The sequence below is a fragment of the Actinomadura sp. 3N508 genome (assembly GCF_044326375.1).
Classification (GTDB): Bacteria; Actinomycetota; Actinomycetes; order Streptosporangiales; family Streptosporangiaceae; genus Spirillospora.
This window is the reverse complement of sequence record NZ_JBIRAX010000006.1, coordinates 55,322-75,090: the sequence shown is the minus strand read 5'-3', so window position 1 is coordinate 75,090 and position 19,769 is coordinate 55,322. Positions and strand designations below refer to the sequence as shown.

At 73.2% G+C, this 19,769-nt stretch carries 16 protein-coding genes; 3 read left to right on the top strand and 13 right to left on the bottom strand.

Annotated features, from left to right (window positions below):
- Positions 1–160: 160 nt before the first annotated feature.
- Positions 161–1,729: a (2,3-dihydroxybenzoyl)adenylate synthase gene (locus ACH34S_RS22145; RefSeq protein ID WP_395954631.1), complete on the bottom strand. Its 1,569-nt coding sequence runs from the start codon at positions 1,727–1,729 to the stop codon at positions 161–163.
- A gap of 5 nt (positions 1,730–1,734) precedes the next feature.
- On the bottom strand, positions 1,735–2,142 hold the full coding sequence (gene panD, locus ACH34S_RS22140; RefSeq protein WP_395954629.1) for an aspartate 1-decarboxylase: 408 nt from the start codon (positions 2,140–2,142) through the stop codon (positions 1,735–1,737).
- A 78-nt stretch (positions 2,143–2,220) separates the two neighbouring features.
- On the opposite strand from panD, the gene entS reads away from it, so the two are divergent.
- Positions 2,221–3,492, top strand: a complete 1,272-nt coding sequence (gene entS / locus ACH34S_RS22135) for an enterobactin transporter EntS (RefSeq protein WP_395954628.1) — start codon at positions 2,221–2,223, stop codon at positions 3,490–3,492.
- Between the two features lie 4 nt (positions 3,493–3,496).
- On the opposite strand, the gene ACH34S_RS22130 is transcribed toward entS, so the two are convergent.
- From ACH34S_RS22130 to ACH34S_RS22115, 4 genes are read right to left on the bottom strand one after another with little or no spacing between them, the layout of a single operon-like run.
- Positions 3,497–6,880 carry an amino acid adenylation domain-containing protein gene (locus ACH34S_RS22130; protein WP_395954627.1) on the bottom strand — a complete coding sequence of 1,128 codons (3,384 nt, stop codon included), beginning with the start codon at positions 6,878–6,880 and terminating at the stop codon, positions 3,497–3,499.
- Between the two features lie 30 nt (positions 6,881–6,910).
- Positions 6,911–7,720 carry an ABC transporter ATP-binding protein gene (locus tag ACH34S_RS22125; RefSeq protein WP_395954626.1) on the bottom strand — a complete coding sequence of 270 codons (810 nt, stop codon included), beginning with the start codon at positions 7,718–7,720 and terminating at the stop codon, positions 6,911–6,913.
- Entirely contained in the window at positions 7,717–8,742 is a 1,026-nt protein-coding gene (locus ACH34S_RS22120) for a FecCD family ABC transporter permease (RefSeq protein ID WP_395954625.1), read from the bottom strand. Before ACH34S_RS22120 ends, ACH34S_RS22125 begins: the two co-directional genes overlap by 4 nt.
- A gap of 26 nt (positions 8,743–8,768) precedes the next feature.
- Positions 8,769–9,824 carry a FecCD family ABC transporter permease gene (locus ACH34S_RS22115; protein ID WP_395954624.1) on the bottom strand — a complete coding sequence of 352 codons (1,056 nt, stop codon included), beginning with the start codon at positions 9,822–9,824 and terminating at the stop codon, positions 8,769–8,771.
- Positions 9,825–9,979: 155 nt separating this feature from the next.
- Here ACH34S_RS22115 and ACH34S_RS22110 point away from each other — a divergent pair, with 155 nt between their 5' ends.
- Positions 9,980–10,375 (top strand): STAS domain-containing protein, encoded by a 396-nt coding sequence (locus ACH34S_RS22110; RefSeq protein WP_395954623.1) that lies wholly within the window; start codon positions 9,980–9,982, stop codon positions 10,373–10,375.
- A gap of 47 nt (positions 10,376–10,422) precedes the next feature.
- Here ACH34S_RS22110 and ACH34S_RS22105 read toward each other — a convergent pair whose 3' ends face one another.
- Genes ACH34S_RS22105 through ACH34S_RS22075 form a run of 7 tightly spaced genes read right to left on the bottom strand, consistent with a single transcriptional unit; the run spans position 10,423 to position 18,205 of the window.
- Positions 10,423–11,388, bottom strand: coding sequence for an aldo/keto reductase (locus ACH34S_RS22105; RefSeq protein ID WP_395954622.1), 966 nt, complete (start codon positions 11,386–11,388; stop codon positions 10,423–10,425).
- A gap of 15 nt (positions 11,389–11,403) precedes the next feature.
- Complete coding sequence (locus ACH34S_RS22100) at positions 11,404–12,510, bottom strand: zinc-binding dehydrogenase (protein WP_395954621.1); 1,107 nt, start codon at positions 12,508–12,510, stop codon at positions 11,404–11,406.
- A 29-nt stretch (positions 12,511–12,539) separates the two neighbouring features.
- A complete protein-coding gene (locus ACH34S_RS22095) occupies positions 12,540–13,412 on the bottom strand; it encodes a branched-chain amino acid ABC transporter permease (protein ID WP_395954620.1) in 873 nt (290 codons plus the stop codon).
- A 58-nt stretch (positions 13,413–13,470) separates the two neighbouring features.
- Positions 13,471–14,637 (bottom strand): ABC transporter substrate-binding protein, encoded by a 1,167-nt coding sequence (locus ACH34S_RS22090; RefSeq protein ID WP_395954619.1) that lies wholly within the window; start codon positions 14,635–14,637, stop codon positions 13,471–13,473.
- A gap of 48 nt (positions 14,638–14,685) precedes the next feature.
- Complete coding sequence (locus ACH34S_RS22085; protein ID WP_395954618.1) at positions 14,686–16,467, bottom strand: ATP-binding cassette domain-containing protein; 1,782 nt, start codon at positions 16,465–16,467, stop codon at positions 14,686–14,688.
- Positions 16,464–17,258 carry an ABC transporter ATP-binding protein gene (locus ACH34S_RS22080; RefSeq protein ID WP_395954617.1) on the bottom strand — a complete coding sequence of 265 codons (795 nt, stop codon included), beginning with the start codon at positions 17,256–17,258 and terminating at the stop codon, positions 16,464–16,466. The genes ACH34S_RS22085 and ACH34S_RS22080 overlap by 4 nt, the downstream gene beginning before the upstream one ends.
- Positions 17,258–18,205 carry an alpha/beta hydrolase gene (locus ACH34S_RS22075; protein WP_395954616.1) on the bottom strand — a complete coding sequence of 316 codons (948 nt, stop codon included), beginning with the start codon at positions 18,203–18,205 and terminating at the stop codon, positions 17,258–17,260. Before ACH34S_RS22075 ends, ACH34S_RS22080 begins: the two co-directional genes overlap by 1 nt.
- A gap of 118 nt (positions 18,206–18,323) precedes the next feature.
- Between ACH34S_RS22075 and ACH34S_RS22070 the strand changes: the two genes are divergently transcribed.
- On the top strand, positions 18,324–19,763 hold the full coding sequence (locus ACH34S_RS22070; protein ID WP_395954615.1) for an amidohydrolase: 1,440 nt from the start codon (positions 18,324–18,326) through the stop codon (positions 19,761–19,763).
- The last annotated feature ends 6 nt before the right edge of the window (positions 19,764–19,769 follow it).

Sequence of the window (19,769 nt, the reverse complement as noted above, 5' to 3'; positions counted from 1 at the left end):
CCGGGTGAGGAGGTCCACCGCCTCCGCGCGGTCCGCCGCGGCATGGTCGAATCCGTCGAGCGTCCCGGGGCCCGGGTCGGGGATCCGGCCGGACGCCCGCGCGCAGGAGTTGACGACCGCGGTCTCTTCGAGGAGGCGACCCCGCTCGTCGACGGTGCGGCTACTGAACGTCGGCGGCCAGGGCCTTCTTGCTGATCTTGCCGACCGGGGTGCGCGGGAAGGCGTCGGTGGTTTCGAGGCGGTCGGGGAACTTGTAGGCGGCCACGCCGCGGGTGCGGAGGAAGTCCTTCAGCTCGCGGAGGCCGGGGGCCCGCTCGCCGTCCCTGATGATGAGGAACGCGCAGGTGCGCTCGCCCATCATCGGGTCGGGGAGGCCGACGACGGCGGCGTCGTGGACGGCCGGGTGCGCGAGCAGGTGGTTCTCCAGCTCCTCGGCGGAGATCTTGTCGCCGCCCCGGTTGATCTGGTCCTTCTCCCGGCCCTCCACGATCAGGTGGCCCGAGGGGAGCTGCCGGACGAGGTCGCCCGTGCGGTAGAAGCCGTCCGGGGTGAACGAGCGGGCGTTGTGCTCGGGCGCGCGGTAGTAGCCGCGGAGCGTGTACGGGCCGCGGGTGAGGAGCTCTCCGGTCTCGCCGGGCTCGACGTCCTTCCCGTCGGCGTCCACGACGCGGATCTCGTCGGCGGGCGAGAGCGGGCGGCCCTGGGTCTGCTCGATGAGGTCGCGGGGGTCGTCGAGGCGGGTGTAGTTGAGCAGGCCCTCGGCCATGCCGAAGACCTGCTGGACCTGGCAGCCCAGGACGTCCGGGACCTCGGCGGCGCGTTCGGCGGCGAACTTGGCGCCGCCGACCTGGAGGAGTTCGAGGGACGAGATGTCCTCGTCCTGCCAGGTCACGGCGTCCAGCCAGAGGAGGGCGATCGGCGGGACGGCCGCGCAGACGGTGGCGCGCTCGCGTTCGATGAGGGGGAACGCCTCGTCCGGGGAGCCTGATGGGGAAAGGACGGCCGTGCCGCCGCTGGCGAACACGCCGAGGATGCCGGGGCAGGCGAGCGCGAAGTTGTGCGCGGCGGGCAGGACTACCAGGTAGACGGTCGCGGACGTGAAGCCGCAGACCTCGGCGCTGGCCTCCAGGTTGTATACGTAGTCGCGGTGGGTCCGCGGGATCAGCTTCGGCAGGCCCGTGGTGCCGCCGGACAGCAGGAAGACGCCCACGTCGGACGGGTCGGGCCGGGGCAGGTCGACCGGGTCGGCGTCGATGGCGGACAGGGCGGTGAGGTCCTGCGCGTCGCCGTCCACGATCACGTGCTCGACCGGGAGGGTGCGGGCCATCGCGCGGTAGTCGAAGTCGCCGTCGCGGTCGGCGCAGACGTAGGCGCGGGCCTCGGACAGCTCGCACAGGTAGCGGATCTCGCTCTCGCGGTGCGCGGGCAGCGCGAGGACGGGCGCGGCGCCGATGCGGACGAGCGCGAGGAACGTGACGACGAAGCCGGTGGTGTTGGGGAGCTGGACGACGGCGCGGTCGCCCGGGCCGATGCCGAGGCGCAGGAACCCGGCGGCGGCGCGGGACGCGCGGTCGTCGAGTTCGGCGTAGGTGAGGCGGTCGGCACCGGCGACCAGCGCGGTCTTGCCGGGGTCGCCGCACAGGACGTCGCCGAGCACGCGGTCGCCCCAGAACCCTTCGGCCTTGTAGCGGGCCTCGAATTCGTCCGGCCAGGGGACGAAGCCTTCCATCGCGGTCACCGGCCTGCGAGCTGGGCGGGGGCGCCGGGGACCGGTTCGGCCGGGTCGGCGCCGAGCGCGACGATGCGGTTGGCACCGTCCACATGGACGACCCGGGGCCGATGGCGGGGGCGGTCGGACTCGGCCACGGCCGTGTAGGTGATGATGATGACCAGGTCGCCGGGCTGGACCAGGCGGGCCGCGGCGCCGTTGATCCCGATGACGCCGGTGCCCGCCTCGCCGGTGATGGCGTAGGTGACCAGACGGGAGCCGTTGGTGATGTCGACGACGTGGACCTGCTCCCCCTCCACGATGTCGGCGGCCGCCATGAGGTCCGCGTCGATGGTCAGCGAGCCCACGTAGTGCAGGTCCGCCTGGGTGACCGTGGCACGGTGGATCTTTCCGTTCATCAGCATGCGCTGCACCCGTACGCCCCCTTTCCCAAGACCAACTAAGGCTAGGCTAACCTTAGCCACTCCCCCGGGCAGAGGAGAACCCCGAGAATGCTCCGCCGACTGGCACTTGCTCGCCGGCTTGCACTGGACGTCGGCCCGCTGCGCGACAGCAGGCCGTTCCGCAACGTGTTCATCGCCCGCACCGTGTCGGTGTTCGGGATCGGGATGCTGGCGGTGGCCGTCCCGTTGCAGGTCTACGACCTGACGGGGTCGACGTTCCATGTCGGCGCGGTGTCGGCGGCGGAGGGGTTCGCGCTCCTGGCCGGGTTCCTGTGGGGCGGGGTGCTCGCCGACCGGTACGACCGGCGGCGGCTGATGCTGCACGCCCGGACCGCCGCAGGCGTCGGGTTCGTCCTGCTGGCGCTGAACGCGTTCCTGCCGTCGCCGTGGCTTCCGGCCATCTACGTGCTCGCGGCCTGGGACGGGCTCGCGACCGGCGTCAGCGTCACCGCGCTGCTGGCCGCGACGCCCGCGCTGGTGGCGCCGGACAAGCTGGTCGCGGCGGGCGCGCTGAACGCGCTGACCGTCCGGCTCGGTTCGATGGCCTCGCCCGCGCTCGGCGGGCTCGTGGTGTCGGCGTTCGGCGTCGGCTGGAACTACGCCGCCGCGGCGGCCGGGACGATCGGCACGCTCGCGCTGCTGACCGGGCTGCCGGCGCTCAAGCCCGACCTCGGGGACGAGAAGCCCGCGAACCCGCTGAAGTCCGTCGCGGACGGGTTCCGGTTCGTCGCGTCGCATCGCGTCGTCGGGTCGCTGATGCTGCTCGGGCTGCTGTTCATGGTCGCGGGCGGCATCCCGGTGCTGATGCCCGCGTTCGCGACGCGGAGCCTGGAGGGCGGCGCGACCACGGTCGGGCTGCTGTTCGCGGCGCCCGCGTGCGGCGCGGTGCTCGCGTCCGTCACGAGCGGATGGGCTGGGACGGTGCGGGCGCCCGGCATGGCGCTGCTCGTCGCGTCCGTCACCGGGTTCGCGACGCTCGCGTGCCTGGGCCTGGCACGTCATCCCGCGCTGGCCGTGGCGATCCTGTTCGCGTACGGGTTCGCGCAGTCGGTCGAGGAGATCCTGCGGTACGGGCTGATCCAGTCCCACACGCCGGACTCGCATCTCGGACGCGTCAACGCGCTGTGGGCCGCCCAGGAGACGGGCGGCGGCGCGGTCGGTTCGCTGGGGGCCGGGGCGCTCGGCCGGTATCTCGCGCCGGGCGCGGCCATCGTCGTCTACGGGACGGTCAGCGCCGTCCTCGCGCTGGCCTTGGCGCTGACCCTCACCGGGCTCCGGACGGCGACGCTGCGCCCGGAGCCCGAACCCGAACCGGGCTGATCCCTCAGCCGAGGCGGGCGGTTAGTTCCTCCTCGCTCATGGCCTCGACCTCCAGCCAGATCGCGGCGACGGCCTCCAGGCGTCCCGGCGTGTCCTGCAGCTCGGCGAAGCGGCGGCAGGCGCGCGCGACGGTCCGCTCGGCGAACAGCACCCGGACGGGCAGCGCGGTCGTGTCGAGCGCCTCCCGCAGCCGCGCGATCACCGTCGTGGCGAGGACGGAGTCGCCGCCGAGCGCGAAGAAGTCGGCGTCCGCGCCGACGCGCTCCTCCCCCACCACATCGCCGATGATGCGGGCCAGGACCTTCTCCAGTGGCGTGCCGGGCTCGACGTAGGCTCCGGCGGCCTCGCCCGCTTCGGCGGCGGCGAGCGCGGCCAGGGCCTTCCGGTCGATCTTGCCGTTGGCGGTCAGCGGCAGCCCGTCCACGCGGACGAGCAGCTCGGGCACCATGTGCGGCGGCAGCAGATCCCGGACGTGCGCGAGCACCGCGTCCCGGTCCAGATCCTCCGGCCCCTCGACGGTGGCGGACAGGCGGCCGCCCGCCAGCAGCGCGACGGCCCGTCCCACGGCGGGGTGGTCGCGGAGCGCGGCCTCGACCTCGCCGAGCTCGATCCGGAACCCGCGGACCTTGACCTGGTGGTCGCGGCGGCCGAGGAATTCCAGCGTGCCGTCGGGGCGGTAGCGGGCGAGGTCGCCCGTCCGGTACCAGCGGGCGCCCTCGTGGACGACGAACCGGCCGGCGGTGCGCCCCGGGTCGGCGGCGTACCCGTCCGCGACGCCGGACCCGCCGATCCACAGCTCACCGGCCACCCAGTCGGGACGGTCGCGGCCCAGCTCGTCCACCACCCGGCACGCGACGCCGCGCAGCGGGACCCCGTACGGGACGGCGTGCCAGTCGGACGGCACCTCCCCAGCGACCTCCTGCACGGTGGAGTGGATCGCGGTCTCCGTCGTCCCGCCGAGCGCGACGAACCGGCAGCCGGGCGCGCGGTCGGCGAGCAGGGCGGGCAGGTGCGTGCCGACCCAGTCGCCGCCGAGCAGCACCAGCCGCAGGCTCTCGGCGCGGCCCGCGTGCAGCAGCATCTCCAGCACGGACGGGACGCAGTTCAGCACGGTCACCGACCACCGCCGGACCAGAGCGGCCCAGCGGGCGGCGTCGCGGCGCTCGTCCTCGTCCGGGAGGACGACCGCGCCGCCCGCCTGCCAGGGCGCGAACAGGTCGAACACCGACAGGTCGAAGTCGAGCGCGGAGATCCCGAAGGTGACGTCGTCCGGGCCGAGCGCGAACCGCTCGACGAGGTCGCCGATGGTGTTCATGGCCGCGCCGTGCGACACCTCGACGCCCTTCGGCTCGCCCGTCGACCCGGACGTGAACAGCACGTACGCCACCTGATCGGGCCGGGCCTTCACCGGCTCGGCCAAGGGCTCGGCTTCGAGGATCCGGTCCGGGGTGAGGGACGCGGCGACGCGCGCCGTCGCGCGGATTCTGGCGCGGCGGGCCTCGGGCTGCTCCACGCCGATGGGGACGTAGGCGGCGCCCGCGGCGAGGACGCCGAGGACGGCCGCGGCCTGGTCCGGGCCCTTCGGAAGCTCGACCGACACCCGGTCGCCGGGCCGCACGCCCTCCCCTGCCAGGCCGGACGCGATGCGCAGCGCGCGGGCGGCGAGCTCGCCGTAGGTGCGCGTGCCGCCGTCGCCCCAGTGCAGCGCCGGGGCGCCCGGACGCAGGCGCGCGTTCTCGAAGAACCCCTCGGTCAGGGTGCGCGGCGGCGGCGCCGGGGTCGCGTTCAGGGCGTGCCGGACGCGGAGCTGCGACGGCGGCGCGGCGATGCCGAGCGGCACGTTCCAATCGGCGCCGGGCGCGCCGAGACGGGTGATCGCGGAGGTGTAGGCGTCGAACATCGCCTCGGCGACGCCGTCCGGGAACGCGGGACGGCGCACGTCCCAGTTCAGCAGCAGGCCGCCGGACACCTCCGTGACCTGCGCGTCCAGCAGCACCTGCGGGCCCTGCGAGACGATCCAGCCCGGCTCGCCGAAGTGCCCGCGGACACGGTCGCCGAACAGCTCGCCCAGGTTGAGCGCGCTGGTGTAGACGATCGGGGCGAGGACCTGCTCGCCGCGCAGCCGGGACAGGTCGCGCAGGACCTCCAGGCCGGAGTAGTCGCTGTGCGCGCCCGCCGTGTGCAGGTTCGCCTGCACGGCGCGTGCGCGGGCGATGAAGGGGAGGTCCTCGGTGAGGTCGGCCTCCAGCATGATCGAGCCGGTGAAGTCGCCGACGACCTTGTCCACGTCCGGGTGGACGGGCTCGCGGTGGAACAGCGGCAGGTTGAGCAGGAACCGGGGCGTCGCCGACCAGGCGCCGATGACCTCGGCGAACACCGCGGCGAGGGCCATCGCCGGGGTGACGCCTTCGGCGTGGGCGCGGGCGATGAGGCGGGCCTTGCCGTCCGGCGAGAGCCAGTGGTGCATGCGCTCGACGCGGTTCCCCGGCTCGGGGACGACGGGCAGCTCCGGCGGGCCCGGCAAGCCGGCGAGGCGGTCGGCCCACCAGCGGCGGTCCTGCTCGCGGGCGGCGGCGCGGGGGTCGTCGGCGAGGTAGCGGGCGTAGCCGTAGCGGATCGGCGCGAGCGTCTCCCCCTCGTACAGGGCGGCGAGGTCGTCCAGCATGACGCGGTAGCTCATCGCGTCGGCGGCGACCATGTCGACGTCCAGGTGGAGGCGGGACGTGCCCCCGGGGATGAGGCTGAGGCGGGCGTCGAAGACGCGGCCGTCCTCGATCGGGAGCCGCTGCTGCGACATCTCGGTGCGGATCGCCTCCAGCCCGGCCTCGGGGTCGGCGGATTCGCGCAGGTCGTGGACGGTCACGGCGGGCCCGGGACGCTCGGGCAGGATGCGCTGTGTCCCGTCGTCGGACACGGCGACGCGGAGCATCGGGTGCCGCGCCACGAGGGCGCGGACGGCGTCCTCCAGCCGGGCGGGGTCGATCTCGCGGCCGTCCAGCTCGACGTACAGGTGCGCGGCGACGGAGCCGAGCGACTGGCCGGAGTCGCGGCCGATCCAGTAGGCGTGCTGCATCAGCGCGAGCGGGAACGGCCCCTCGGGCTCGATGTCGGCCGGGCCGAGCTCGTCCGGCCCCGCTTCCTCCGGGCCGGCGGACGGCTCGACCTGGCCCTTCTCGGCGAGCAGGTCCCACCAGCCGGCGAGCGTCGGGCGCTCGGCCAGCTCGGCGAACCGGATCTCGACGCCGCGGCGGCGCAGCCGCCCGGTCAGCTGCATGAGCCGGATCGAGTCCATCCCGAGCTCGATCAGGTTGTCGTCGGCCCCGGCGGGTTCGCCGAGCACCTCCGCCAGCGCGGCGTGCAGGTCTTCCCAAGTCAGCGCGGTGGACACGAGACTCCCCTCAATTTAGGTAAGGCTAACCTAATTGAGAGTTTTTCCCGCCGTCAACGTCCGCCGCCGGTCGGCCGGGACGATCAGCGGCGTGTCCGTCTCCGGGTCGGGGATGACGCGGCACGGCAGCCCGAACACCTGCTCCACGAGGTCGGCGGTGACGATCTCGGCGGGCGGGCCCTCGGCGAGGATCTCGCCGCCGCGCATCGCGATCAGATGGGTCGCGTAGCGGCAGGCGTGGTTGAGGTCGTGCAGCACCGCGACGAGCGTGCGCCCCTCCTCGTGCAGCCGCGCGCACAGGTCGAGCACCTCGATCTGGTGCGCGATGTCGAGGTAGGTGGTGGGCTCGTCCAGCAGCATGATGCCGGTCTCCTGGGCCAGGACCAGCGCCAGCCAGACCCGCTGCCGCTGGCCGCCGGACAGCTCGTCCACGACGCGTTCGGCGAGATCGGTGACGCCGACGGCGGCCATGGCCGCGGCGACCGCGGCCTCGTCCTCGCGGGACCACTGGCGCAGCAGCCCCTGGTGCGGATAGCGGCCCCGCGCGACCAGGTCGGCGACCGTGATGCCCTCCGGCGTCAGCGGCGACTGCGGCAACAGGCCCAGCCGCTTGGCAAGCCGTTTCGGCGGCAGCGCGGAGATCGGCGCGTCATCGAGATAGACCGTGCCCGCCCGGGGACGGAGGAGGCGGGCCAGGGCGCGCAGCAGCGTCGACTTGCCGCACGCGTTCGGCCCGACGATGACGGTGAACGACTCGTCCGGGATCTCCACGCCGAGTTTTTCGGCGACCACGCGCCGCTCGTAGGCCAGGGTGAGGTCGTCCGCGCGCAACCGGGTCACGCCATCCCCTTCCGTCCGGTGGTCGACAGCAGCCAGGCCAGATACACGCCGCCCAGGACGCCGGTGACGACGCCGACCGGCACGGCGACCGGCAGGTGAAGCGAGATCAGATCGGCGGTGGCCAGCAGCGCGGCGCCGGTCAGCGCGGCCGGCAGCAGGTGCGCGCCGGACCGCCGCGTCATCCGCCGGGCCAGCTGCGGCGCGGCGAGCGCGACGAACGGCACCGGCCCGGCCGCCGCGGTCGCCGCCGCGACCAGCCCCACCCCCGCGACCATGAGCAGCGCCCGGGTCCGCTGGACGGGCACACCGAGCGCCTGCGCCGCGTCGTCGCCCAGCTCACCCATCCCGAGCGGGCGGGCGAGGAGCAGCGCCGCCGGGACGAGCACGGCGAGGGCGATCGCGAGCGGGACGGCCTGGTCCCAGTCCCGCCCGTTCAGGCTGCCGGTCAGCCAGAACGCGGCCTCGTAGCCCTCGCGCAGCTCCGCCCGGGTGATCAGGTAGGAGTTCAGCGCCTGGAGCATCGCCGCCGCCGCGACGCCGATCAGCACCAGCCGGACCCCGTGCACGCCGCCGCCCCGCCGGTAGGCGACCAGGTAGACGCCCACCGCGGTCAGCACCGAGCCCGCGACCGAGCTGAGCGTGATCGCGACCGCGCCGCCGCCGAACACGAGGATCTGCAGCAGCGCGCCGGACGCCGACCCGGTGGTGAAGCCGATCAGGTCGGGGCTGCCGAGCGGGTTGCGGGAGATGCTCTGGAAGATCGCGCCGCTGAGGCCGAGCGCGAGCCCGGCGAGCAGCCCGGTCACGGCGCGCGGCAGCCGCAGCGTCGTGACGATGAAGTCGGTGGCCTTGTCGCCCTGCCCGATCAGGGCGCGCACCACGTCCGGCGGCGAGATCGGGAACTCCCCCGACCCGACGACGAGGACGGCCGCGGACGCCGCGACCAGCGCCAGCGCCCCGCACACCGCCGCGGCCCGCGGCTCCCAGCGCACCGACAGCGCGCCCGCGCGCACCACCCTCACGCGCACCGTTCTCTCGCGCACCGCTCTCATAGGTCGCGCGTCCTTCCCCGCCGGACCATCACCATGAACAGCGGCGCGCCGAGGAACGCGGTGACGATCCCGGTCTCCAGCTCGCCGGGCGTGATGACCCGGCCGATGATGTCCGCGCCGAGCAGCAGGACGGGCGCGAGCAGCAGCGAGTACGGCAGCACGAGCCGCTGGTCGGGCCCCACGGCCGTCCGGACGATGAACGGCACGGCCAGCCCGAGGAACACGATCGGCCCGGCCGCCGCCGTCGCGGACCCGCACAGCACCACGACCGCGAGGGCGCCGAGCGCGCGCGTCCGTCCGGGGCGGGAGCCGAGCGCCCTGCCCGCCTCCTCGCCCATGCCGAGCGCGTTCAGCGGGCGGGCCAGCAGCAGCGCCAGGATCGTTCCAACCAGCACGAACGGCAGGATGCGGAGGAAGACCGACATGTCCCGCCCGCCGAGGCTGCCGACCTGCCAGAACCGGAAGCCGCCGAAGCTGCTCGGGCTGAGCAGCATCAGCCCGGCCGTCAGCGCGGTGAACACGGCCTCGACGGCGGCCCCGGCGAGCACCAGCCGCGCGGGCGACGCGCCGCCGCGGCCCCGCGCGCCGATCATGTAGACGAGCATCGCCGCGCCCGCCGCGCCGAGGAACGCCGCCCACACGTAGACGAGCGGGTCGTCCACCTGGGTGGAGCCGATGACGATGACGACCGCGAGGGCCGCGCCGCCGTTCACGCCGAGCAGCCCCGGCTCGGCGAGCGGGTTGCGGGTGAGCGCCTGCATCACCGCGCCGGCCAGCCCGAGCGCCATCCCGACGGCGATGCCGAGCACCGTGCGCGGCAGCCGCAGCTCGTGGACGATCAGGTCCGGCCGCGAGGTGTCGTCCGGGGAGAACGTTCCAGGCAGGACGCGGCCGAGCGGGACGTCGCCCGCCCCGATCGCGAGGCTCGCCACGACCGTCACCAGGAGCACCGCCGTCAGCAGCGCCAGCCGTCCCAGATGGGCGGCGGGGCCACGCCGCGCGGCCGCCTTCGGCGGGGTTGGCGGGGGTCGCCTGCGCACGGGGGACAGCACCAGATAAGGCTAGCCTAAGCTAAACCGGATTGATAAGGGACGTGCGGCCGTCGCGGCGCCGGCCCGGCCGGTCCGGTCTCGGCCACCGGAACGCCGCATGACCTGCGCTGTCACGGGTAGGCGAGATGCCTGCGCGATGACAGAAGGTGATCAGTGTGTCGCACGACGCGGAGGGTCGGCCGGGCGCCCCGCGCCCCGACCGGCTGCGGATCCGCAGCGAGGTCCGCGGGCCGTGCCTGCTCGTGGAGGCCGACGGCGAGATGACGCTCCCGACGGCGGGCGGGCTGCGCGAGCGCGTCCTCGCCGACATGGCCAGGCTGGACGGGCGGCCGCGGGTCGTCCTGGACGTCGGCGGGGTCGGGTTCTGCGACTCCTCCGGGCTCAACGCCCTGATCGTGCTGTGGAAGGCGGCGCGCGCGGGCGGCGGCGAGCTCGTCCTCGCCCGGCCGGGGCGCCGGTTCCGCACGATCATCGAGCGCAGCGGCCTGGACCGCCACCTCGTCGCCTACGAGACGACCGAGCTGGCCCTCGCCGCTCTGATCGAATCCTGACCCGCACCGCCTGGGGGCCGGTGAGGCCCCCAGGCGGGGTCGATCGGTCAGGGGCCCTCGGGGTCGACGATGTCGCGGTCCGCCCAGAACGGCTCCATCAGGGACCGGAGCCGGTCCGCGCCGACGCGCTCCAGCACGTCCAGCGCCGCGATGTTGTCGGTGAGCTGCCGCATGCTCGTCGAGCCGAACAGCACGGTGCTCGTGGACGGGTGCGTGAGCGTGAACGCGATGCACAGCTGCGCCGGGCTCGCGTCCAGCTCCCGGCCCAGGTCGGCGAGGCCCTTCGCGGCCTCCTGGATACGGCCCCGGATGTCCCCGGGGTCGCGGCCGATCTGCCGGGACTCGCCCGACTTGCCGGCCAGGATGCCGCCCTCCAGGACGTCCGACGCCTGCAGCGACACGCCCGCGGCGAAGACGGCCTCGAACGGCTCGCCGTCCGGGATGGCGCGGCGGCACGGGCTGTACTTCAGCTGCGCGAGCTGCGGACCCGGCGACCCCGCCGCCAGGGCGTGCTCGCGGATCGTCCGGATGGCGGTGGCCGACCAGTTGTTGACGCCCCAGCAGCCGAGCAGGCCCTCCCGCTCCAGCGCGGCGAGGTCTTCGGCGAGGACCTTGAGGTCGAGGTCGTCGCTGCGGATGTCGCCGAGGACGGCCACGTCCGCGTGGTCGGCGCCGACCCGGAACAGCGCGTTGGTCAGCTGGTCGCGCATCGAGTGCTCGGGGTACCCCTCCAGCCACAGCTTCGTGGACAGCAGGTAGTCGTCCCGGGCGACGCCGGCGGCGCGGACCATCGCGGAGAACAGCACGTCGGTGAACACCGGCGGGTGAACGCCGGGGATGCCGTACACGGCGACGTCGAACAGGTTGATGCCGGAGTCGATGGCGTGGCGGAGCATCTTGACCGCGTCGCCGAAGTCCATCCGGTCGTAGGTGTGCCAGGAGCCGAGCGACAGGACGGACACCTCCGGCCCGGCCGAGCCCAGGCGGCGGTGGGCGACATTCTGTGGAGACACGATGGGGGGCGTTCCTTACCGGTTGGGGTTGATGACGGCCTTGACCTGCTCCAGCCTCGACATGGCCGACAGCGCGCCGGACGCGCCGTCGAGGCCGTCGGGGGCGCTGAACAGGTCGTCCCAGGGGAAGCGGTCGCGGGATCCGCGCAGGAACTCGATGCTGCGGTACAGGTCGCCGACGTCGCCGTTCAGCGAGCCGAGCACGTTCAGCTCCTTGCCCATGATCGCGCCGAGGGCGAGCTGGTCCGGCTGGAAGCCGGTGCTGCCGACGATGACGAACCGGCCGCCGAACGCGGCCATGCCGACCGCCTCCGCGCCGATGCCGGGCGCCCCGGCGAGGTCGAGGACGAGCTCGGCGCCGCGGCCCTGCGTGGCCTCCATGACGGCGGCGACCCGGGAGTCGCCGTCACCGTCCAGCCCGATGGTCTCGTCGGCGCCGAAGCGGCGGGCGAGGTCGAGCCGGGCGTCCGGCGCGCCGATCGTGATCACCTTGCCGGCGCCCGACAGGCTCGCCACGGCCGTCGCGACGATGCCGAGCGCGCCCGCGCCCTGCACCACGACCGACGACCCGGGGCGCACTCCCCCGGCCCGGTCGAAGGCGTGCAGGACGGTCTTGACCGCGCACCCCGCCGACGCCGCCCAGGTGTCCTTCACCTCGTCGGGCAGGACGAGCTTCAGCGCCCCCGGCGTCACGTAGTTGTGCTGGGCGAGCCCGCCCGTCGCGTACGGGAAGCGGTCGGCGCGGAGCAGGAAGCCGTAGCCGCGCTCGGAGCACGCCACGGGGTTGCGCAGGACGGTGCAGCCGTAGCAGTGCCCGCACACCGATTCCGACCACCCGATGCGGTCACCGACCTTGACGTCCCGGCCGAGGGCGTCGCGGGTGCCGGAGCCGACGGCGACGACGGTGCCCATCGTCTCGTGGCCGAGCACGATCGGCAGCATCTCCGGGAACGCCATCGCGCCGGACCACAGGTGCACGTCCGTCGCGCACAGCGTCGCGCAGTCGACCCTGACGAGCGCCGCGCCCGGCTCGCACTCGGCGGGCAGCGGCAGCTCCTCGATGCTCAGGTCCGCGCCGTGCTCGCGGAGCACGGCCGCCCTGGTAGAGGTCGGGTGGAGCATTCTTCCTCGTTTCTCTATCTCTACCGCGCTCAGCGGCTGTGCGCGGTGTCCCAGACCTCGCGGCGGCTGCGCCACCACAGGAGCACGAGGATCACCAGGAAGGGCACGACGCCCTGGTACTTCTGGATGGAGTCCACGGAGGACGACATGCCCTCCAGGCATCCGACGATCAGGCCGCCGGCGAGCGTCAGCGGCAGGTTCTTGAACGCGCCGACCATCGCCACCGCCATCGCGGTGCTGATCAGCCCGGCCAGGGTGCCGAAGTCGCCGCCGAGCCGCGGCGCGACCAGCACGATCACCAGCATCGTGATGGCGCCGACGCCGGACCAGACGCCGACGGCGAGCAACGGCGCGGGGATGCCGACCACCTGGGCCGTGCCGGGGCGCTCCGACAGCGCCTGCAGCTTCAGCCCGACCCGGGTGCGGGTCAGCATCAGCCCGACCAGCACCGTGATGAGCACCGCGAACGCCAGCGACACCAGCACCGACTGCGGGACGACGACACCGCCGACCGTGAAGACGGGATCGCTGAACGGGTCCGGGAACCGGCGCGCGCCGGTGGAGTTGCCGCCGAACAGCCGCAGCCCGATCGCGGTCAGCGCCACGAACAGCGCCACCGTGACGGCGGCCTTCGTCCCCTCGCGGTGGCCCGCGAACCAGCGGGCGAGCGCCGCGCCGAACACGCCGGACAGCACCGCGGCGGAGACCGCGCCGATCAGCAGGGCCAGCCACACGTTCAGGCCCTCGTCGGTGAGCGTCACCATCACGAACGCGCCCATCGCGCCGACGGCCGTCATCGCGAAGTTGACGACGGCGACGAGCCGGTAGGTCAGCACGACGCACAGGCCGAGCAGGGCGTAACCGCCGCCGCTGCTCAGCCCGGCGATCACAGAGTTCAGCATCGGATACCTCCGGTGGGCCCGGGCGCGCGGGGAGGCCCCGCGCGCCCGGTGCGCACGGCTACTTCTTGGTGGGGACGGTGAAGCCGCCGGGCAGGACCTTCCAGGCGCCGTTCTCGGCCTTGACGAACTGGCTGCCCTTGATCGGGTTGTGCTCGTTGCCGGGGCCGAAGACGTACGGGGTGCCGACCATCGGGTAGTTGATCGGCTTCATCTCCTTGAACGCCTTGGTCACCGACTCGCGGGTGATGTCGCCCTTGATGCCCTTGAGGACCTGGACGAAGATGTCCGCCGACATGACCGCGCCCTGGCTGAACGCCGTCTTCTGGATGCCGTTCTTCTCGACGATCTTGGACCAGCGGTCGTTGCCGGGCAGCGTCGGGTCGGTGTACGGCTGCCACTCGGTGCCCGCGTAGGCGTTCATGCCCGCCGGGATCACCTTGGCGTTGGCGTCGGAGTAGCTGTTCGCCGCCAGGATGAAGTCGACGTTCTGCATGCCCTGCGTCTTGGCCTGCTGGAACCACGGCCCGACGGTCGCGTTGTAGGCCACGGCCTGGCAGCCGGCGTTCTTCAGCTGCACCAGGTAGCGGGTCGGGTCGCCCTGGCCGACGGCCAGGTTCTTGACCGTGAGGGTCTTGCCGGTGAGGTTCGTCCACTCCTTGATGGCGTTCTCGATGCCGCCGCCGCTGCCGGGCAGGACGGTGTAGGCGAGACAGACCTTGTCGCGCTTCAGCGTCTCGGACGCGTAGTACAGCATCGCCGTGGTGAGCGTGTACGGACCGGGGTTGACCGGCGCGATGTTCGGGCTGGTGAAGCAGGACGGGTCGACGCCGATCGCCGGCACCGAGACGATCTTCTCCTTGGAGTAGGTGGCGCGGTTGACGCTGCAGTCCACCGCGCTGGACGAGCCGGCGAGCGCGACCACCTTCTCGGACGTGATCAGCTGCCGGGCGGCCTGCCCGGACCGCGCCGGGTCCATGGCGTCGTCCTTGCTGACCAGCTCCAGCTTCCGGCCGTTGATGCCGCCGGCCGCGTTGACCTCGTCGAAGACCGCCTTGACGGCCTTCGGGACCTCGGGCGTCTGGAACAGGCCCGTGACGCCGTTGATGGAACCGACCTTGATCGGCCCGTCGCTGCCGCCGGAGTCGGAGCAGCCGGCGCCGGCGATGGAGATGAGGAGCGCGGCCGCGGCCGCTCCTGTGGCAGTGCGCGAGTATGTGCGTTTCATCGATGGGCCCTTATTTCACGGGGGATGGTGGGTGGTTTGTCGGAAGGCTCAGGACGCCGGGACGTCCGCGGCCCCCAGATAGGCGGCCCTGACGGCGGGGTCCTCCAGCACCTCGCCGGTCGGGCCTGAGGCGATCACATTCCCGAAGTCCAGGACGGTGACCTCCTCGCACACCGCCTGGACCAGCTCCATGTCGTGCTCGACCAGCAGGATCGACACCCCGAACGTCTCGGGGACGGCGGTGAGCCGGGCGCCGAGCGTCAGCGACTCGGCCGCGGACTGCCCGGCGGCGGGCTCGTCCAGCAGCGCGACCTTGGGACGCGCCGCGATCGCCGCCGCGACGTCGAGGAGCCTGCGGCTGCCGGCGTCCACGATGGACACCGGGACCTGACCGGGCGGGCAGCCGAAGAACTCGAGCAGCTCGTCGGCCTCCGCGCGGGTCAGCCGACGGCCCGCGCCGATCGTCAGGTACTCGTACAGGGTGAGCTCGGGGGCGATGACGGTGGTCTGGAAGGTCCGGCGCAGCCCGAGCGTCGCGCGCTTGTTCGGGGAGAGCCGGTCCAGCGGCCGTCCGGCCAGCTCGACCGCGCCCTGGTAGCCGACGAACCCGCTGACCGCCGCGATGAACGTGGACTTGCCGGCGCCGTTCGGGCCGATGAGCCCGACGACCCCGCCCTCCGGGACGGTCAGGTCGACGTTGTCGAGCGCGACGACCTCGCCGAACTTGACGGTCATCCCCTTGACGGTGAGCAGCGGCGCCCGGTCCGCCGCGGGACGCGGCGAAGGCACGACGGCGGGCGCCTCGGCCTTCCCGCCGGCGGCGACCTTGCCGGCCGCGGCTTCGGCGGACTGCTCCTCGGAGGCCTTGTCGTCGGCGGCCTTCAGCAGCTTGCGGGCGCCGGCCTCGCGCTTGCGCATCCGGGTGAGGTCGGTCTGGCTCAGCCCGCTGCGCAGCGCCAGCAGCGCGCCGACGCCGAAGAGCACGCCGCCGAAGTCCTGCGGCAGCGAGATCTTCTCCATGATCGTGCCCATGATCGCGCCGAAGATCCCGCCGAGCACGGCGCCCTCCGGGTGGTGCGGGCCGATCATGATCGCGACCGCGAACAGCGCCAGGGACTGGCCCATCGCGAAGTTCTGCGGCACCACCAGGCTGAGCTGGCCGACCAGCAGCCCGCCGCCGATCCCGGCGACGAACGCGCTGATCGCGAAGGCGGCGAGCTTGCTGCGCGCCACCGAGATGCCGTGCGCGGCGGCGGACCGCTCGGAGTGCCGCAGCTCGTACCAGGACAGCCCGAGCCGGGTCTTGCCGATCATCCCGAGCGCGACGGCCAGGATGGTGAACACGATGACGCAGAAGACGAAGTAGCCGCTGTCGGTGTCGAACGGCGCAGGCCGGTCGAGCATCTTCAGCTCTTGGGCGCCGGGGAACGGGTTGACGTTCAGCACGATGTCGGTCGACACCGCGAACCCGAACGTCACCACGGCCAGGTTGACGCCGCGGATGCGCAGCGCCGGCAGCCCGATCGCGATGCCGACGGGCACCGCGGCGAGGCCGCCGAGGACCAGCCACAGGTAGAAGCCGCCCGGCGCGTCCGCCACGTTGAGCCGCAGCATGACCCACGCGCCGATCGCCGCGAACGACATCTGGCACAGCGACATGACGCCGGCCCGGCCGACGATCACGCCGAAGCTCTGCATGATCACCGCGCTGACGGCCGCGCTGATCGCCAGGTAGATCCAGTACGGCGGCAGCACCACCGGCAGCACCGCGCACGCGAGGACCGCGGCGCCGAGGCCGGCGCCGAGGCTCCGCTTGTCCAGCACGTTCATTCAAGCTCGCTCTCTGTCTTGCCGGCGTCCGCCCCGTTCTGGGAGGCGGTCTCCCCGCCGCCTGCGGCCGTACCGGCGGCGGCGCTCTGCGGCGGCCCGCCGAAGTAGAGCCGGTGCAGGCGCTGCTCGTCACCGCGCAGCTCCTCGCACGGGCCGGAGAAGACCACGCCGCCCTTGCGCAGGACGTAGACGTGGGTGCCGATGTCGAGGGCCAGGTTCGCGAACTGCTCGATCAGCACGACCGCGATGCCCATCCCGGCCAGCTCGCCGACCGTGCCCATGAGCCGGCGCACCACCAGCGGCGCGAGGCCCAGCGACATCTCGTCGATCACGACGACCTTCGGCGCCGAGACCAGCGCCCGGCCGAGCACGAGCATCTGCTGCTCGCCGCCCGACAGGTGACCGGCCTGCAGGGTCCGCCGCTTGTCCAGCTCGGGGAAGAGCTTGTAGACGGTCCCGAGGTCGCCGTCGCCGGACTGGGACACGAGCAGGTTCTGCTCGACGGTCAGCGTCCGGAAGGTGGTGCGCGCCTGCTCGACGTAGCCGAGCCCGGCCTTGGCCCGCTTGTAGGGCGGGAGCTTCTCGATGGGCGAGCCGTCCAGCTTGATCGTGCCCGCCTTGACGGGGGCCAGGCCGGCGATGCCGTCCATCAGAGTCGTCTTGCCCGCGCCGTTCGCGCCGAGCACGACGGTGACCGCGCCCGGGGCGGCGTCGAGCGTGACGTCGTGAATGACCGGGACCTCGGCCCGATTCACCTTGACGCCTTCCAGGGCGAGTGCCGGTGCGGTCATCAGTCGCCTTCCATGCCGAACGCGGAGCGGAGTGCGGCCGCGGCCTTGGCCTGGGCCTCCTTGGCGGCCGTCAGCTCGGTGGCGAGCGGGCCGAAGAAGGCGTGGATGATGCCGTCGTAGCGGACGAGCTCGGCCGGTACGCCCGCCTCCTTCAGCCGCGCGGCGTATTCCTCGCCCTCGTCGCGGAGCACGTCGCACTCCGCCTCCAGGACCAGTGCCGGAGCCAGGCCCTTGAGATTATCCGAACGCAGGGGCAACAGATACGGATTGTCCAGGTCATCCGGGCTGGTCGGGTAAGTGGTGAAGAACCAGTCCATGCTCGACTTGGAGAGGAAGTACCCTTCGGCGTAATCGGCGTAGGAGGCGCGTCCGTCGTCCGGGTGGCCGAGGACGGGCGAAACGAGGACCTGGAGGGCGAGTTCGGGGCCGCCGAGGTCGCGGGCCTTGAGGGCGGCGACGGCGGCGAGGTTGCCGCCCGCGCTCTCACCGCCGACGGCGATGCGGGAGGGGTCGGCGCCGATCTCCCTGCCGTGCTCGGCGACCCAGGCGACGGCGGCGTAGGCGTCCTCGGCGGCGGCCGGGAAGGGGTTCTCGGGTGCGAGCCGGTAGTCGACGGACAGGACGATCACCTCCGCCGCGGCGCAGACCGCGCGGCAGGAGTACTCGTTCTCGTCGAGGCCGCCGATCGTCCAGCCGCCGCCGTGGTACCAGACGAAGGTGGGGAACGGGCCGGGGCCCTTGGGGGTGTACACGCGGACGGGCAGCTCAGCGGCCGGGCCGGGGATGGTGGTGTCGGCGACGGAGCCCACCTCGGGCAGGTCGTCGGGCATGACCCACATCTGCGCGAACCCCTCGCGCATCGCGACGACGTCGAGCGGTCCTGAAGCGTTCGGGTCCTCGGCAGGGGTGCGGTCGATGATCCGCTGCGCCTCGGGATCCAGGGGCATCGTTTACCTCCGAAGGCCCGGTGTGTCCGTGCCCGTCGGGCCGGACACTCCAAAATCGTATCTGATTCCGTGTACGTTAATTGCATACCATCGACGCTGTCCAGAGTTGAGGCAGGATATGCCGGATGTTTCCTTTGCTGACCTTGTCCTGACCGGTGGCCGGGTCCACACGGTCGACGGGCGCGACCGCGTGGCCGAGGCGGTCGCCGTCCGCGGCGGCCGCATCGCGCGCGTGGGCGCGGCCGAAGAGATGGCCCCGCTGACCGGTCCAGCCACCCGCGTGGTCCGGCTGGAGGGCCGGTCGGTCCTACCCGGCATCAACGACTCCCATCTGCACGGATTGTGGCTCGGATCGATGTGGCCGAACCTGCTGATGGATCAGCTGGCCGGATCCGGCGCCGACGGCTCCAACGGGGGCCACCCGCACGCCGACCACTCCCACGGGGGCCACTCGCACGAGCCCCCGCCGGCGCCGCCGGCCTCGTCCCGGCTGGAGAGCACCGACGACCGGCGCCGGGCCATCCTGCGCACCGCCGACCTGCTCGCCTCGTTCGGCATCACCAGCTACACCGAGCCGGGCCTCGGGCCGGGCGAGGACGACGGCGCCACCGGCTGCTTCGGCTCCGCCGCGCTGTACGACTACGCCGACCTGGCCGCGCGGGGCCTGCTCAAGGCGCGGGTGACCGCGCTGCTGCTGTTCGGGGAGCTGGACGGCCGCAGCACGGCGCAGGACCTGCTGGACGGGCTGCGCGACTTCAAGCCGCCCGCCGGCGTGCCGGGACGGTTCCGCGTCGCGGGCGTGAAGATATTCGCCGACGGGATCCCGCCGATGCGCACGGCGTGGACGGACCGTCCCTACACCGACGGCTCGCACGGCGCCCTGCTCATCGACGGCCGCTCGGACGACCGGCGGGAGGAGGCGCTGCGCGCGATGATCGACGCCGCGCACGCCGCCGGGCACCAGATCGGCGTGCACGCGACCGGCGACGCCACCACCCGGGTCGTGGCCGACGCGCTGGCGGCGGCGCTGCGGCGCGACGAGCGCGACGCCCGGCACTACGTCATCCACGGCGACCTGCTCTCGCCGCGGACGCTGACCGTCATGTCCGCCGCCGGGATCGGGCTGAACACGCAGGCAGGGATCCCGGTAGCGACCGAGCCGATGCTCACCGACGCCCTCGGCGAGGACGCGCTGCGGGACGCGTGGCCGACCCGCGATGCGCTGGACGCCGGCGTCCGGCTGTGCCTCAGCTCCGACTCCCCCGTGCTGACCCCGGACTGGCGGGCCGGGGTGGCGGCGGCGGTCACCCGCCGCGGCCTGGACGGCTCCGTCCGCGGGGAGGCGCAGCGGCTCGCGCTCGCCGAGGCGCTGCGCGCCTACACGATCACGCCCGCGTGGCAGGACGGCGAGGAGGACGTGAAGGGCTCCATCGAGCCCGGAAAGGTCGCCGACCTGTGCGTTCTCGACGGCGACCTGTACGGGACGGACCCGCAGGACCTGCCGTCGGTGCCGGTGCTGATGACCGTCCTGGACGGCGACGTCGTGTACGAACGCTGAGCGGGC